Genomic DNA, 15,312 nt, shown 5'->3' on the forward strand with positions numbered 1-15,312 from the left:
ATAACGATCATTAAGTGTTGGGAATCTTAAGATGAAAATTTTAGTGATCGCTGTAATGGGCTCGCTGCTCTCTATGGGCCTCATGCAATCTGCTCAGGCAGACAGCGCTAAGCAAAAAATGGTGCGTAATGACCGTGTGCAGGTTTCAAAGCAGATCGCACAATACGATATCAACCCTTTTGTTGATAGTCGCCGTGTGATGCGCAATGATCGTGTTCAATACAGCTTTCCTAAAGTAAAAAAAGTTGCTGAAAAGCAACCGCGTATTGCACGTAATGATCGTGTGAGTGTGATTAAGAAAAATTGAACCTGAGTTATTAAAAAAAGCCCATCCTGTTGAGATGGGTTTTTTTTCGCTGTGTTATAGAGAGTTTTAGAACAAGGCTTCAAGGCGCACTAAAGCGCCCACAAAGTGGCTTTTATCGTCACGATGGTTGTTGAGGTAGTTGAGATCACCTTGGATATAAAACCATTCACGTAGAAAGGGCTGTCGCCATGATACATAGGGTCCCCAACTGTTTAAACGCAGTTGATCGTTATTGTAAAAACCACCTGTATATAGGCCGTAGTTGAATCGGTTACCTTTAAAAAATTGGTGTTGGCGGTAACTGAAGTTATCCCATTTCAGATCATCATCCTGTGCATCTGCATAGGTCAGGTTGAATTGGTTTGAGATAAAGGGTTGGCCTGGACGGGCATGGGTTAATTCTAAATTGGTTCTTAGATAATTTTCACTATCGATACCATAATGATAAATTTGTTCGGCTAAAAAACTGTAATCATTGTCGAGTTGCCATTTTTTAGCTGCTTTTAAGCGGACATATAGGTCATCACCAGAACGTAAACCGAGATCAACGTCAGTTTCGAAGGGCAGTCGATCTGAAATTTCTGACCAACGTAAAGCCAGTGAACTGTTATCTTCACGGGTTTGCTTATTGTCATAATTTTTATCACTACGCCCCGCAGGGTTTTCATTGGTAATTGCAGCATTATTTTCTAATTCATTATCAAGTGAGTCATCACCAAAGACCACACTCAATTTTTTTTCTAAAGTGGGAAGCTTAATTTTACCGCGAATACGTGGCTTAATTTCGTAACCGTCATGTTTATCCCAGCTGTTATCTAAAATGACCCGTAGGGTTGCATTGGCAGGCTTTTCTGGCTCACTTTTCCCAAACCAATGGTCCATTTTGACTGCAGTGCGATCTGCCCATTGACGAACTTTTTTTTGTTGCTTATCGGTCCAGCTATTATTTTCCGTTTGTTCTGTTGTCGGAACAATGGGGTGATCTGATTGTTCAGGTAAGAAGGTCGGTGTTGCATCAATCCAACGTGGAATTTGATCTAAAAAATCATAGGTCTTTGGCGTGATATACGGTGAACTTTGGTCAGTTACAGGCACATCCTGCGAATATTCACCCTCAGTTTCATTGATGACAGCATCAGTTTCATTGGCCCAAGCAACTTGATACATCAAGCTCATTGATGCGGAAAAAAGCAAAGTCCGAATAAAGTACTGTTGTTTTTTATGCATATATTTTGGCTCTATTTAATTATCATCTGAGTATCCTGCATCTGTAGTTTTGTTATTTTTGTCGGATAAATGCAAGCCAAACTACAAAATAAATGCAATTAATCTTCGGTCATTTGCTTAAGTGCTTGATAAAGCGAAATCACATCAATGGGTTGAGGCAATTTTTGGATCACATTTTGGATGCTTTGCCAATTTAAACCTTGCTGTCGATGGAGGATCAAATAGGGAAAGGTTTGTTCGGTACGCAAGAGTGCCATGCGTTTTTGACCGTGGATTAACCGTATTTTTTGACGTTCTTGTAATAATAACAACGGGGTATGTAGCGTCGGTTCAGGTTCATCAAAATGAATGAATTTTTGCGTATGAATTAATTGTGCCGGGATAAATGGATAATAGTCGTATTGCGACCAAATCATTTCAGCATGCTGAGACTGTTGATAGAGCTGATCAGGTGCAGCACAGAGTTGCTCTAGACTGTCCCATGATATGACTTTAATCGCGGCAAGTTCATGTTGATGTTGTTGGCAAAACAGTTGAGAGAGTCGAATGGCTTCCATTTGCGTTTGCGCACCAAACAACAAGAGATACTTGATGAAGCGACCCTCGGTATTGATTTGTTCTGCTAAATACAGCGGCTGGTTTTTCCAATCTGTACCATCTGTCGTATGCAATAGAACATCAAGCTGCGTTGTGAGTTCAGGCTGATCCATAAACTGCAATTCATACAAGGCCAATTGCGCATCGATATTTTGCAGCGTTTGAACGCGAGCGGTGTATTGAGCGATTTGAATCTGTTCAGTAAGTTCAACAACTGTCGTTGTCGAGTTGAGATGTTCCTCTGATGGCGCATGTGTTGGTTGCTCAATTAGAACAAGAGGAGCGGTATCAGGTGCAGAAGGCTCCGGTTTATCTGTATTTGAGTTATCAAGCAACAGATCCGCTTCATTGATTTGCTTATCGCGATGATCTAGATCGACAGATCCGTCTTTATTTATCGCTTCAATTGGCAGTAGGTCGTCCACACTTGCTGCAACACAGCTTGGCGCTGTGATGATTTCATCCTTTAGGCGTAAGGCATGTAGACGTAGATCGATATCACTGATTAAACATTTATATAGCTGTTGTTGCTCAATTAACCAATCATAGCATTCGCTAAAATTGCCCCATTCACTGAGTAAAGCCGTGCGCTGTTTGGCTGGAATCATCCACACTTGCCAACCTAATTCATGGTCATGCAGCAAGGCCCAACCCATCTCTGGATATTGATATAAAGCATTTTCAAGTGCAGCATCATGGTTAAAATAGCCACGAAATAACCATGAATATGGCGTTTGTTTGGAAAATTCAGTTGCAGCCATTTGTGGCTTAGTTAATGCGCGATAACTTAATATTTGCTTTTGAAAAATTGGTTCATCGCATAAGGCAAAAATTTCATGAATCCGACGTTTAGAAAGCGCCGTTTCATAAAAATTCAAAGCACGATGTTCAAGTTGATGGGTCAGTACATGGATTTCTTTTATTAATTGTACTTTCTCTTGTAAATTCATTTGTCCGCTTCCTAAAGGACTTTTTGTGCTTTTTCTAAATATTTAGCCAATACAATATTGGTTGCAAGTTCTACTAATTTATATTCAGCCGAATTCGGGTTTCGATATGTATTGGCCAATTCAATCAGGCGTTCAATATCGATGACCTGCGGTGAAATTTTTCCTTGTATCAGTGCCTGAAGTTCTTGCATAGGACAATGTAAATTTAAAAATAAAGAAGTCGATTAGTTCATTTGATTATAGAGATTTCATTAAAAAAAACATGGAAATAAATGTCAGCTTCTACAAATTAAGTGTTAAATATGACAATTAATGCGCATTTTGTTTAAAAATAATACCAAATCATTAGCTTAAAGATAGGTTTTGCAAAAGATATAGCGGTATGGTTTGATCAATTTTTTTGAAGTCATCATCAGCGATCGAGCGCTTTTAGATGTTCATTTTTAATGTTAAGTAAAGAATAAAGCCCAAAGTAAAGGCACATAAAATAAAAAACCGATGGTGGGAGCCATCGGTTTTTTATGGAAAAATCAGCTAAAAATTATGCTTTTTTTTCTGTGTTTGTTACAACTTTAGTTGTATCTGCAGCAGGTGCTTTGTTATCTGCATTGGCAGTTTCAGCAGTCACAGCTTTTTTTACTGGAAAATCTGGTACATAAACGATTTGTGCAGAAACAGTTGCAGAAAGCGCCATCACAGCAACAGCCATAGCATATTTGATTGCGTTCATTTGTGTATTCCTATCAATCATTAGTGACTCAAAAAATGAGTCAGGGAGAAAATTAATCACTTGAATTTATGTGAAAATAATATCAAAAAATAATCAATTAAAAATGATCGATTCGGCAACGCAAGATAAACGGTATGAATTAATATTTATATAAAACAATCTATTAGAGTTATTGCTCTAGAGCTTTTGGTGGCTGAGTGACAGCGTTGTATCACTCAGATAAAGATGAAAAATCTATGAATGTTTGGCACATTTCTTTTCATAGACTTTGCCTGCGATACCACCAATAATGGCACCGCTGATCGTGCCAAAAACGGGCAAAATACTGCCTGCAACAGCGCCGATCGCAGCACCTTTGACGGTCGGAGAAAAACGCGAGAGAAAGCTATTCTTCCCTGTTTGCGACTCGTTGGCGGTTGCTTGAGGGGTTGTATTGGTAGATAGATCGGTTTCAGCAGAAGTTACTTGAGGTTCAATTGTCATGACATTACTCCCGAGCATGATCATTAGAAGAATGAAGCTTTTAGCCTAATCGGAAGCGACCGCAGCTTAAACAGAAAGCATGTAATAAATGATGGTCAGTTTGTAATCCCTCGAAGTGGAATTCACTCCTGTGTAAGACATGTAATATTTTGCTGTTTTGATGTTTAAAAAATAACCAAAATAAGCGACTTAATCATATGATGAAGATTCAAAATCATAACAATGAGGATAAATACAATGTCTGTTGCTAAAGTCGTTGAAGTAAATGCAAGTAGCACAAAAAGTTTTGAAGATGCAATTCAAACGGGAATTAATAAAGTCACTGAAACTGTGAAAAACGTTCAGGGTGCATGGATTAATGAACAAAAAGTCGTGGTGAAAGACAATAAAATTGCGGAATATCGAGTGAACTTAAAAATCAGCTTCTTGGTGGAATAAGTTTCATTTTATTGATGTTAAAAACTGATCATAAAAAATCCCCGAAGTTCGGGGATTTTTGTTTGAACACGCTGAATTATTTTTCAGGCGTTTCACAGCTTTCATCATTACATACAGGTGTAGGAGCAAGTTCAGGAAGTTCCGCAGCTTTGTCCATCACTTGTTTAAACACGTCTTTCGGTTGAGCGCCAGCTAATGCAATACGTTGCTCAAAGACAAAAAACGGTACACCGGTGACTTTAAGTTGGTCGCGTGCTACTTCTTCGTCGTATTTAACGAAATCGGCAAATTCATCTGAGTCTAATAAGTCATCAACTTCAACAGGGTTTAGACCAATACGAGATGCAACATCTTCTATGGTTTCACGTTCACCAATGGCCAAGCCTTGCGTCATATAGCTATAGAAGAACGCTTCTTTGGCTTCACTACCGAGACCTTTGCTTTGTGCAAGATGAATCAAGCGGTGCGCGTTGAAAGTATTGCCTGAATTGGCTTTTTGCCAGTTAAATTCAATACCTTCAGCTTTTGCCATTTCGGCAATATTGCGCTGCATTTCTTCAACTTCTTCAATACTGCGGCCATATTTTTGAGCTAGACGTTCAGTATTAGAAATTTCTAGGCGAGCGGGCGCATCTGCATCAAGTTGATAGCTATGCCAAAACACTTCAAGTTCTACACCCGATTCTTCGGCAGCAGCTTCAAGGCGTTTTTTCGCAATATAACAAAATGGGCAAACCACGTCTGACCAGATATCTACACGCATGGGAAATCTCTTTTCTATGTTCTGGGAAAATGATGGGGGCAAATCCTAAAATTTAAAGCCAAGCAATGCAATCCATTTTTGTTTCGATGGTGCAATGTCGAATTTTTTTTATGTTGCTTCAAGGATTGACCGAAGATTTGTCGGACTATTAATCCGTGATTAAACGTTTACCCAAACAAATCACTTCAACCTCTTCATAGCCCAATTGTTCATAAAAATTTTGTACGTCAATGTTGTCTTGGCGAATCAGTAATTGAAGTTTTGGGCAACCTAAAGCAATTAAGCGTTTTTCTAATTGTTGAATGAGGGCGGTGGCAACGCCATTACGTTGAAAATGTGGATGTACGGCAAGATAATTGACCCAGCCTCGGTGTCCATCATAGCCACCCATGACAGTTGCGATCAATTGATCATCTTTGACAGCCAATAAAAATAATTGATCACGTTGAGCCAATTTTCGAAATATATCAATTTCAGGGTTATTCCATGGACGGGTCAGATCACACAGTTCCCAAAGTGCAATCACTTCATCTAAATCAGATTCGAGATAGGGGCGGATAATAAACATAATTTTTGTTTTAGCATGTATTTTGACCAATTTAGATTAGTCGAGTTTTGCAGACTTGATAAGTCATATTGAAAAATAAAAGCCATAAAAAAACGCTCCGAAGAGCGTTTTTCATTTCACTGTCAATTAAGCAGTTTTCACTTCAGGTTGAGCAGCTAACATGTGGCCGTTCTCTTCGAAGTTGATGTGCCAAGACAATGCTTCACGTAGAAGGTGAGGTGTTTGACCACCTTTCGCACATGCACGGTCGAAGTAATCATTTAGCGCATCACGGTACATAGGGTGAGCACAGTTGTCGATTACTGCACGAGCACGTTCACGTGGAGCAAGACCACGTAAGTCAGCAAGACCTTGTTCAGTAACTAAGATGTCAACGTCGTGTTCAGCATGGTCAATGTGAGAAGCAAATGGAACAACAGAAGAAATGTCGCCGCCTTTTGCAATTGATTTAGTCACGAAGATCGCCAAGTGTGCATTACGTGCGAAGTCACCTGAACCACCGATACCGTTCATCATTTTTGTACCGCAAACGTGAGTTGAGTTCACGTTACCGTAGATATCAAACTCAAGCGCAGTGTTGATACCGATGATACCTAAACGACGTACAAGTTCTGGATGGTTCGAAATTTCTTGTGGACGTAATACAAGTTTGTCTTTGTATTGTTCAAGGTTATTAAATACTTTTTCGCCATATTTAGCAGAAAGCGTAATAGAAGAACCTGAAGCAAATTTCATTTTGCCTGCGTCGATCAATTCAAATGTACAGTCTTGAAGTACTTCAGAGTACATGATCAAGTCTTCAAAGTTAGAATCTTTAAGACCAGTCAATACTGCGTTTGCAATTGAACCGATACCTGCTTGTAATGGACCAAGGTTTTTCGGTAAACGACCTTCTTCTACTTCTTTTTCAAAGAAAGCGATAAGGTGGTTAGCAATACCTTGAGTTTCATCATCAGGTGCAGTCACTGTAGATGGAGAGTCATGCAATTCGTTGTTAAATACGATACCTACGATTTTTGAAGGATCGATGTTGATTGCATGTGTACCAATACGTTCGTCAATATGAGTCAATGGAATAGCTTGACGTGTTGGACGATATGTTGGGATATAAATATCGTGTAAGCCTTCAAATGCTGGGCTTAAGTTGGTGTTGATTTCAACAATCACTTTTTCAGCAAAAATTGCGAAGCTTGCAGAGTTACCTACAGAAGTTGTAGGGATGATGCCACCATCTTCAGTGATCGCAACAGCTTCAATAATTGCCACATCAGGCTTTTTAAGCTGAAGGTTACGCATTTGTTCAACTGTTTCAGACAAATGCTGATCGATGAACATCACTTCGCCTTTGTTGATGGCTTTACGTAATGTATTGTCTACTTGGAACGGTAAACGACGAGCAAGAACACCTGCTTCAGTCAATTTTTTGTCCAAATCGTTACCCAAGCTCGCGCCAGTAATTAGGGTAATTTTAAGAGGATTAGCATGAGCCTGTTGAACCAACGCTAAAGGTACAGCTTTCGCTTCACCTGCGCGTGTGAAACCACTCATACCTACCGTCATACCATCCTGAATGAATTCAGCAGCTTTTTCTGCGCTGATAACTTTGTCGTGAAGGGCAGCTAAACGGATGCGATCTAAAGACATCATATACTCTCGTGAAATTCTCAAAACTGATACGGATTGTACCGATCAAAAAAGCCATTTTGCATACCTGTTAGGCTAAGGTCTAATTTTTTGAAAAAATGTGGGTATAAGATTTTATTATGTTTTTTAAACTACTGAATAATAAAGTTAAAAATATCAATGGTTAAAGCTTAAACAAAACTGTTCGTTGCTTTTTTGAACGCTTGTTAAAAGCGTTCAGTTAAACTTTGCTTAATTTTTTCCAATGGGCTGTTGTTTAATATTTCATCATTTTCGAGTTTTTGCAGTGGTAAAGAAATGATCGCTTCGAGTCCACCTTCTGCTCGATTGTGAATTGAAAGTTGACCTTCGTGAATATCCACAATACGTTTTACAATGGCTAAACCGAGTCCACTGCCTTGAATGGTACGTGCATCATTACCACGTACAAAAGGTTGCATCAGGTCTTCAATTTGGTCTTCAGGAATCCCTTCGCCATTATCGGCAACGCGAATTTGAATATGGTCACCTTCATATTCGGTAGACAGTTCAATCGGCTCGGCACCATAGCGTTTTGAGTTATTGATTAAGTTGCCTATTAGTCGTTTTAAGGACAGGCTACGTGCTTGAATAACGGGCAAGTCTTGAGGTTCAAAGCGAATATCTAAAGGTTTAAATTGAATCACTAATTCCTGCAATAGCGCATTTAAATCAGTATCTTGCGGAACTTCATCAGAGCCATCTCGCATATACGAAATGAACTGATTCAGAATCGCATCCATATCTTCAACATCGTAAATCAGACCTTCTTTTAGGAAGTCATCATCAGGCATCATTTCTGCGCTGAGTCGAATACGGGTCAGCGGAGTACGTAAATCGTGGGAAATACCGGCCAACATGATGCGACGATCACGTTCAGTTTGTTCCAGCGTGTAGACCATGTGGTTAAAGGCTTGGTTTACTTCACGGATTTCTTGTGGCCCATGGTTGGTTTCTAAATAAGGTGCAGTGCCGTGTTTACTGTAGTTGTTTGCCGCATCTTGTAAACGTTTTAGTGGACGGTTGAGCTGACGAACCAAGGTTAAGATAATGATGCCAGCAATCAGCGGAATACCCAATAACCAGCCTAAAATCAGCTCTGCGCTATAGTTGGCATAGGTTTTTAAAGGCTCGCGAACCCAGTTGCCATTCATTTCTGGAGTTTGAATCCAGATGCGTGGGTCAGGTTTAAATTGGAAATACACGGTCGCATTATCAATGCGCATTTCTTTGGCCAGTTTCTTTTCAATTTGATTGGTAAAGAACTCTGCAATGACTTTGTCTTTGACGTTGGGGAATTCTTTCGGATCGGTCACATATTCGATCCCGACACGGTTGCGCATCCAGTCGTCGACATCCACTTCGGCATTGTTATGAAAAATCCGTAAATCAGGATTGTTAATGATTTCAAGTTCGACCGCGAGGTAACGAGCATGTTGTTGAATTTCGGGTAAATAGAGTGTGCGCCAAAAGAACCATAAGGACATAAACAGGCTAAAAAACACCACAAATAAGACCAATACGGTGGTCCGCATGGCTGCAGAGCGGGGTTTGATTTTATCGAGGAAGCGTTCCCAAGGTGTCCGTTTTTTTTCGGAGTAGGTAACGTAGTCGGTAAATTCCTGTGGGTCGATGGGTTCGAGTTTCACGCTATATCCCTAGAGTAAATTTTAGAGTGTGAGATCAATTAACCCTGTTGGATACGCGTTCAGGTCATACGCAACTGTTCGAGGCAGGAAGCATGGAATAGATTATGTTTCTGCGATGATTCTGATATGAAGCAGAAATGAGACGAGTTTTGCGTATGACAATGGTTTTGCTTACTTTTGCCGAAACAAAAGTAAGGCGAACCGCAGGTTATTGGATAAATTTAATGTTCAATGAAAAGACTCCGCCTAATGAACGGCGGAATTTTTTATTACTATTTATTTGGATTATTCAGCACCATCTGGAACAAAGACATAACCCACGCCCCAAACGGTTTGGATATAGCGTGCACGTGCTGGGTTTTCTTCAACCAAACGACGCAGGCGAGAAACCTGAACGTCAATTGAACGTTCCATCGCGCCCCATTCACGACCACGAGCAAGATTCATTAACTTGTCGCGTGTCAGTGGTTCACGTGGGTGTTGAACTAATGCTTTGAGTACGGCAAATTCACCCGTGGTTAATGTGACGACTTGACCTTCACGGGTTAATGTACGAGTAGACAGGTCGAGTGACCAAGGACCAAAAGACACCACTTCCATTTGTTGGCTTGGTGCGCCCGGAACTTCACGCACTTGGCGACGTAGGACCGCACGAATACGAGCTAATAGCTCATTCGGGTTAAATGGTTTTGGTAAATAGTCATCTGCACCGGCTTCAAGTCCTGCAATACGGTCTGAATCGCTACCACGAGCGGTCAGCATAATGATTGGGGTATCGATGTTAGATTGGCGCAGACGGCGACAAATACTCAAGCCATCTTCAACAGGTAACATAAAGTCGAGCACAATCAGGGAAAAGAGTTCCCGCTGCAACAGACGATCCATCTGAGTCGCATCATGTGCGGTTTTGACCACAAAACCTTTATCTTCTAGGAAGCGTTGTAAGAGGGTGCGTAGACGCACATCATCATCGACAACCAGAATGCGTTCGACTCGGTCGGTTTCGGCTTGTACGGCATCTGTTTTTTCAGCAGGTACAACTAAACTCATGACGTGCTCCTTATTCTTTATTGTCATCGTAAACAAAAAGTCGATTTCACTTGAGTATACGATTCATTTATATAAATTTACTATGCTCTAAAGCAACAAATATTGCAGTTAAAATCAAGACATAGATACCAAATGTATACATGTTGTTCGAATCAGTTTGCTTGTCTAAGTCTCGCTAATTTGCTGTTTCATAGTCAGTTTCGTAAAAAAATGTGTATTTGAGATGAATTGGCATTAAAAACCACGAATAAATTTATAAAAACAATTGTGGATTTTATGGTCTTGGTCTTTATAATCATGGCTTTTAGAACTTATCCTTGCAGGGATCTAATACGATGACTGACTTAGTTCAGCAGTTGGCAAAAGAAATTGCCGTACGTCCAAATCAAATTGAAGCTGCCATCAAGCTCATTGATGAAGGTGCCAGTGTTCCATTTATCGCACGTTACCGTAAAGAAGTGACGCAAGGTCTGGACGATACTCAATTACGTCAGCTCGATACACGTCTGACTTACCTGCGTGATTTATTTGAGCGCCGTGAAAAGGTAATCGAATCTCTAAAAGAACAAAACAAGTTATCTGATGACTTACTTGCTCGCGTGAATGCAGCAGAAACGAAAAATGCTTTAGAAGAGATTTACGCACCGTACCGTCCAAAACGTACCAGTAAATCATTTAAAGCCAAAGAAGCGGGTTTAGGCCCAATCGCTGAAAAAATCTTTAATGAAGCGATCGATCCTACGGAAGCTTTGGCAGGCTTTAGCCATGAAGATTATGCTGATGTTGAAAGCCAATTAGATGCGATTCAACACATTTTAATTGATGACTGGGCACAAAATATTGCATTAACCACTGAGCTAAAAGCGACATTTGCGAAAACTGCAGTGTTGAAAAGTTTAGTTGCAAGCGATGAGAAAAAAGAAGTCGGTAAAAAATTCCGTGATTACTTTGATTTCTCTGAAAGCTTAAATAAAGTCCCTTCACACCGTTTATTGGCGATGCTCCGTGGCCGTCAAGAAAATGTCTTGGGCTTAAAAGTCGATGGTGAAGATGATGCACCATTGGCTCGTATTGATACTGAATACAATTTAGAAACAGCACAACCACAAGCGCGTGCAGATTTCTTAAAACAAACTGCAAAATTATTCTGGCTTGGTAAAGTTCGCCCTGCGATTGAACATTCATTATTGACTGAAAAACGTTTGGCTGCTGAAGCTGAAGCGATGGATGTCTTTGCTGAAAACCTACGTCATTTATTACTTTCTGCTCCTGCAGGGGCGCGTTGCACATTGGGTGTAGACCCTGGCATCCGTACGGGTGTGAAATTGGCTGTTGTGAATGCATCAGGTGATGTTCTTGCACACAGCACTATTTACCCGTTTGCCCCGAAAGAAGATAAAGCAGGTTCAGTTGCTGAACTTGCGCGCCTTTGCCGCGAATTCAATGTTGAATTAATTGCGATTGGTAATGGTACTGCAAGCCGTGAAACTGAAGCGGTTGTGGCTGAAATGATGGCTGCGAATACGGATTTGAATTTGATTCGTGTGTCTGTCTCTGAAGCGGGTGCATCTGTTTATTCAGCATCTGAATTGGCGTCAAATGAATTGCCAGATTTAGATGTATCGATCCGCGGTGCTGTATCGATTGCACGTCGTTTACAAGATCCATTGGCTGAACTTGTGAAGATTGATCCTAAATCGATTGGTGTGGGTCAATATCAACATGATGTGAACCAAACCGGTTTGGCAAAAACGCTAGAAGCGGTTGTGGAAGACTGTGTGAACTCAGTAGGTGTTGATGTCAACACTGCATCATCTGCTATTTTGGGTTATATCGCGGGTCTAAACAAATCGATTGCACAGCAAATCGTTGAATTCCGCAAAGAAAATGGTCGTTTTGATAACCGTCAAAGTTTGAAGAAAGTACCTCGTTTAGGCGAACGTACCTTTGAACAAGCAGCAGGTTTCTTACGTATTCAAGATGGTTCTGAACCATTGGATGCATCTGCAGTTCACCCAGAGTCATATGACTTGGTGGCAAAAATTGTGGAAGCTAAAGCAACGACTGTAAAAGATATTATTGGTAATACTGAAATTATCCGTCAGGTCGATGCAGCAGCATTTGTAAATGACCAATTTGGTTTGCCAACGATTCAGGACGTTTTATCTGAACTTGAAAAACCAGGTCGTGACCCGCGTCCAGAGTTCCGTACGGCAAAATTCCGTGAAGACATCACTGAAGTGGCTCAGTTGACTGAAGGTTTACAGCTTGAAGGTGTGGTTACAAATGTGACGAACTTCGGTGCATTCGTGGATGTGGGTGTACACCAAGACGGCTTAGTGCATATTTCTGAACTTGCAAATGAATTTGTTGCAGATCCGCACAAAGTTGTGAAGCCTGGTCAAATTGTTCAAGTTCGCGTCTTGAATGTCGATGTTGAACGTAACCGTGTCAACTTGTCTATGCGTGCAGAAGGTGCTGCTGCAGCGAAACCACAACGTCAACCACGTCGTGACAATACGCAGCAAGAACAACGAGGTGAGCGTAAGCCACATGCGAAACGTCCACAGCATGCCCGTCCGCAAGGCGACCGCCCACAAGGTCATAAAAAACCTCAAGCAGCGAAACCACAAGAAAATAAAATCGGTGGTTTAGGTGCGTTGTTATTACAAGCAGGGATTAAAGGTTCGAAGTAATCTTTAACTGTTAAAAAAACCTCCCATATGGGAGGTTTTTTTATATAAGATTAAAACAATCAAAGCTTAAATAAACTTAGAAGACCATAATGTTACGTAGTTATTATCAGGGTTCAGTGCAACAATTCATACATACAAATGAACAAGAAATTATGGGGGCTTTGGCACTACAGCATGAATTTGCATTGGAAGATTTACAAAAGAACGCTTGGTTAAAACAAATTGAGATTTTAAAACAACAGTTGGATTTTTTAGATGAGGGAGAAATCTTTTTTGAATTCTCTATTCCACGGATGGGTAAGCGCGTAGATAACATTCTTTTGATACGTAATTTAATTTTTGTTATTGAATTTAAAGTAGGTGAAAAGAGTTACCCACAATATGCTAAGACTCAGGTCATAGATTATTGTTTGGATTTGTTGAATTTTCATGAAGGTAGTCATCAGCAAAAGGTCATACCACTTTTAATTTCAACCCAAGCTCAAAGTTGTGAACAGTCATGGTCAGCGGTATCCACTTATCAAGATACTTTATGCTGTAACACCCATAATTTACGGATTGTAATCGAACAAGCGCTTTATCAATTTGCAGGTCTTACGCAACTTAATATCAAACAGTGGGTTGAGTCTCGATATAAACCAACACCCACAATTATTGAAGCAGCTCAGGCGTTATATCAAGGTCATACAGTGGATGAAATTTCTAGAAGTGATGCCGGTGCAAAAAATTTAGCGATCACTTCGAAAAAAATCGAACAAATTATTGAAGATGCAAAATTAACAAATAAAAAAACGATTTGTTTTTTAACGGGTGTACCTGGTGCAGGAAAGACATTGGCCGGTCTTAATATTGCGAACCAGCGTTTAAAAACAAATGAACAAGAACATTCTGTATTTTTATCTGGAAATGGTCCTTTAGTTGATGTTTTACGTGAAGCATTGGTTCGAAATACCGTGGAACTTGCTAAGCAACAAACAGAAAAAAAGACGCGATCTGAGGCAGAACGTGAAGCCAAAGCCTTTATACAAAATATTCATCATTTTAGAGATCATTATTTGAAATCAAATGAGGTGCCAATCGAAAAAGTCGTTATTTTTGATGAAGCTCAAAGGGCCTGGCAAAAGGATCAGGTTTCAAACTTTATGAAACAGAAAAAAGGTATTGATAATTTTTCGATGTCTGAACCAGAGTTTCTCATTAGTGTTATGGATCGCCACGCTGATTGGTGTGTCGTTGTTTGCCTGATTGGTGGTGGGCAGGAGATTAACACTGGAGAAGCAGGTGTTTCTGAATGGCTATCAGCATTAGAACATAAATACCCGAAATGGAAGATCTACTTTTCTAACAAAATTTTGCAGGATAAAGTCTATTTAACTGATCCTAAACAACAATTCTGGGTTCAAAAAAATGGAAAAAATGAGGAAGATTTACATCTTGCTGTTTCTGTCCGGTCATTTCGCAGCGAACAAGTTTCACATTTGATTCAACATGTATTAGATGGTGATGCAAAGTCCGCGAAAGAAACTTACCATATGATGTCCCAAGATTATCCTATTCTGCTTTGTCGTGATTTTAATGTTGCTAAACAGTGGTTAAAAAGAAAGGCTAAGGGTTCAGAGCGCTTTGGGGTTATTGCTAGTTCGGGTGCCAGACGTTTAAAAGCCGAAGGTATTGATGTAAAGAATAAAATAACACCTGCAGATTGGTTTTTGAATTCAAATACAGATGTACGTTCTGCGTATTATTTGGAAGATATTGCAACTGAGTTTGATGTGCAAGGCTTGGAAATAGATTACAGTTGCGTGGCATGGGATATTAATTTTTATTTTGATCAAGATTGGCAATTTCAAGCCTTTAAAGGTAGTCGATGGCAAAATATAAGGCAAACTGAAAAGCAGAAATACCTGTTAAATGCATATCGAGTGCTACTGACTCGGGCGCGACAAGGTATGGTGTTGTATATACCATCTGTAGATGACAGTGACTGGACTCGTCCCAAGAAATATTATGATTCGACGTATAATTTTTTGAAGCAATGTGGTTTCAATACGCTATAAAAAACCTCCCATTTGGGAGGTTTTTTTATTTCTTTTAAGGCCTATCAAAGATAAATGAGCTGAATCTTAAACTTCGCAATAAAGTGTAAAAATCACACAAATCACGTATCAAAACACACTATAGAATCGTTCGAT

Annotated in this window: 14 protein-coding genes; 4 read left to right on the forward strand and 10 right to left on the reverse strand. The window is 40.0% G+C overall.

Going from position 1 to position 15,312, the window contains the following annotated elements:
• The first annotated feature begins 31 nt into the window (after window positions 1-31).
• Complete coding sequence (locus tag FTU64_RS05730; protein WP_180059381.1) at window positions 32-307, forward strand: hypothetical protein; 276 nt, start codon at window positions 32-34, stop codon at window positions 305-307.
• A gap of 66 nt (window positions 308-373) precedes the next feature.
• On the opposite strand, the gene FTU64_RS05735 is transcribed toward FTU64_RS05730, so the two are convergent.
• From FTU64_RS05735 to FTU64_RS05755, 5 genes are all read right to left on the reverse strand, one after another.
• The gene (locus tag FTU64_RS05735) at window positions 374-1,534 is read right to left on the reverse strand and encodes a hypothetical protein (RefSeq protein ID WP_180059382.1); all 1,161 of its coding nucleotides are present in this window, start codon (window positions 1,532-1,534) and stop codon (window positions 374-376) included.
• 98 nt (window positions 1,535-1,632) lie between these two features.
• Window positions 1,633-3,081 carry a hypothetical protein gene (locus tag FTU64_RS05740; RefSeq protein ID WP_180059383.1) on the reverse strand — a complete coding sequence of 483 codons (1,449 nt, stop codon included), beginning with the start codon at window positions 3,079-3,081 and terminating at the stop codon, window positions 1,633-1,635.
• 11 nt (window positions 3,082-3,092) lie between these two features.
• Window positions 3,093-3,272 (reverse strand): hypothetical protein, encoded by a 180-nt coding sequence (locus tag FTU64_RS05745; protein WP_078189814.1) that lies wholly within the window; start codon window positions 3,270-3,272, stop codon window positions 3,093-3,095.
• A gap of 350 nt (window positions 3,273-3,622) precedes the next feature.
• Window positions 3,623-3,811, reverse strand: a complete 189-nt coding sequence (locus FTU64_RS05750) for a hypothetical protein (protein WP_180010237.1) — start codon at window positions 3,809-3,811, stop codon at window positions 3,623-3,625.
• A 234-nt stretch (window positions 3,812-4,045) separates the two neighbouring features.
• On the reverse strand, window positions 4,046-4,294 hold the full coding sequence (locus tag FTU64_RS05755; RefSeq protein ID WP_218950844.1) for a glycine zipper domain-containing protein: 249 nt from the start codon (window positions 4,292-4,294) through the stop codon (window positions 4,046-4,048).
• A 237-nt stretch (window positions 4,295-4,531) separates the two neighbouring features.
• On the opposite strand from FTU64_RS05755, the gene FTU64_RS05760 reads away from it, so the two are divergent.
• Entirely contained in the window at window positions 4,532-4,732 is a 201-nt protein-coding gene (locus FTU64_RS05760; protein ID WP_067761311.1) for a dodecin family protein, read from the forward strand.
• Between the two features lie 76 nt (window positions 4,733-4,808).
• Here FTU64_RS05760 and FTU64_RS05765 read toward each other — a convergent pair whose 3' ends face one another.
• The 5 genes from FTU64_RS05765 to ompR form a co-directional block, all read right to left on the reverse strand.
• Window positions 4,809-5,495: a DsbA family protein gene (locus tag FTU64_RS05765; protein WP_078189812.1), complete on the reverse strand. Its 687-nt coding sequence runs from the start codon at window positions 5,493-5,495 to the stop codon at window positions 4,809-4,811.
• Window positions 5,496-5,643: 148 nt separating this feature from the next.
• Window positions 5,644-6,063 carry a GNAT family acetyltransferase gene (locus FTU64_RS05770; RefSeq protein ID WP_168377983.1) on the reverse strand — a complete coding sequence of 140 codons (420 nt, stop codon included), beginning with the start codon at window positions 6,061-6,063 and terminating at the stop codon, window positions 5,644-5,646.
• A gap of 126 nt (window positions 6,064-6,189) precedes the next feature.
• Window positions 6,190-7,707 (reverse strand): acetyl-CoA hydrolase/transferase family protein, encoded by a 1,518-nt coding sequence (locus FTU64_RS05775; protein WP_180059407.1) that lies wholly within the window; start codon window positions 7,705-7,707, stop codon window positions 6,190-6,192.
• Between the two features lie 206 nt (window positions 7,708-7,913).
• Window positions 7,914-9,374 carry an ATP-binding protein gene (locus FTU64_RS05780; protein ID WP_168377982.1) on the reverse strand — a complete coding sequence of 487 codons (1,461 nt, stop codon included), beginning with the start codon at window positions 9,372-9,374 and terminating at the stop codon, window positions 7,914-7,916.
• 285 nt (window positions 9,375-9,659) lie between these two features.
• Complete coding sequence (gene ompR / locus FTU64_RS05785; protein WP_180059384.1) at window positions 9,660-10,424, reverse strand: two-component system response regulator OmpR; 765 nt, start codon at window positions 10,422-10,424, stop codon at window positions 9,660-9,662.
• Between the two features lie 335 nt (window positions 10,425-10,759).
• Here ompR and FTU64_RS05790 point away from each other — a divergent pair, with 335 nt between their 5' ends.
• Window positions 10,760-13,120: a Tex family protein gene (locus tag FTU64_RS05790; protein ID WP_180059385.1), complete on the forward strand. Its 2,361-nt coding sequence runs from the start codon at window positions 10,760-10,762 to the stop codon at window positions 13,118-13,120.
• An 89-nt stretch (window positions 13,121-13,209) separates the two neighbouring features.
• Window positions 13,210-15,177: a DUF2075 domain-containing protein gene (locus tag FTU64_RS05795; RefSeq protein WP_180007251.1), complete on the forward strand. Its 1,968-nt coding sequence runs from the start codon at window positions 13,210-13,212 to the stop codon at window positions 15,175-15,177.
• Window positions 15,178-15,312: the final 135 nt, after the last annotated feature.

The organism is Acinetobacter sp. YH12128, assembly GCF_013418655.1.
Taxonomy (GTDB): Bacteria; Pseudomonadota; Gammaproteobacteria; order Pseudomonadales; family Moraxellaceae; genus Acinetobacter; species Acinetobacter amyesii.

What these genes read in the sequence shown, in the direction of transcription:
- FTU64_RS05760 (WP_067761311.1), top strand. Translation starts at nt 4,532, where the DNA reads ATGTCTGTTGCTAAAGTCGTTGAAGTAAATGCAAGTAGCACAAAAAGT.
- FTU64_RS05770 (WP_168377983.1), bottom strand. Translation starts at nt 6,063, where the DNA reads ATGTTTATTATCCGCCCCTATCTCGAATCTGATTTAGATGAAGTGATT.
- FTU64_RS05745 (WP_078189814.1), bottom strand. Translation starts at nt 3,272, where the DNA reads ATGCAAGAACTTCAGGCACTGATACAAGGAAAAATTTCACCGCAGGTC.
- FTU64_RS05775 (WP_180059407.1), bottom strand. Translation starts at nt 7,707, where the DNA reads ATGTCTTTAGATCGCATCCGTTTAGCTGCCCTTCACGACAAAGTTATC.
- FTU64_RS05790 (WP_180059385.1), top strand. Translation starts at nt 10,760, where the DNA reads ATGACTGACTTAGTTCAGCAGTTGGCAAAAGAAATTGCCGTACGTCCA.
- FTU64_RS05730 (WP_180059381.1), top strand. Translation starts at nt 32, where the DNA reads ATGAAAATTTTAGTGATCGCTGTAATGGGCTCGCTGCTCTCTATGGGC.
- FTU64_RS05740 (WP_180059383.1), bottom strand. Translation starts at nt 3,081, where the DNA reads ATGAATTTACAAGAGAAAGTACAATTAATAAAAGAAATCCATGTACTG.
- FTU64_RS05750 (WP_180010237.1), bottom strand. Translation starts at nt 3,811, where the DNA reads ATGAACGCAATCAAATATGCTATGGCTGTTGCTGTGATGGCGCTTTCT.
- ompR (WP_180059384.1), bottom strand. Translation starts at nt 10,424, where the DNA reads ATGAGTTTAGTTGTACCTGCTGAAAAAACAGATGCCGTACAAGCCGAA.
- FTU64_RS05765 (WP_078189812.1), bottom strand. Translation starts at nt 5,495, where the DNA reads ATGCGTGTAGATATCTGGTCAGACGTGGTTTGCCCATTTTGTTATATT.
- FTU64_RS05755 (WP_218950844.1), bottom strand. Translation starts at nt 4,294, where the DNA reads ATGACAATTGAACCTCAAGTAACTTCTGCTGAAACCGATCTATCTACC.
- FTU64_RS05795 (WP_180007251.1), top strand. Translation starts at nt 13,210, where the DNA reads ATGTTACGTAGTTATTATCAGGGTTCAGTGCAACAATTCATACATACA.
- FTU64_RS05735 (WP_180059382.1), bottom strand. Translation starts at nt 1,534, where the DNA reads ATGCATAAAAAACAACAGTACTTTATTCGGACTTTGCTTTTTTCCGCA.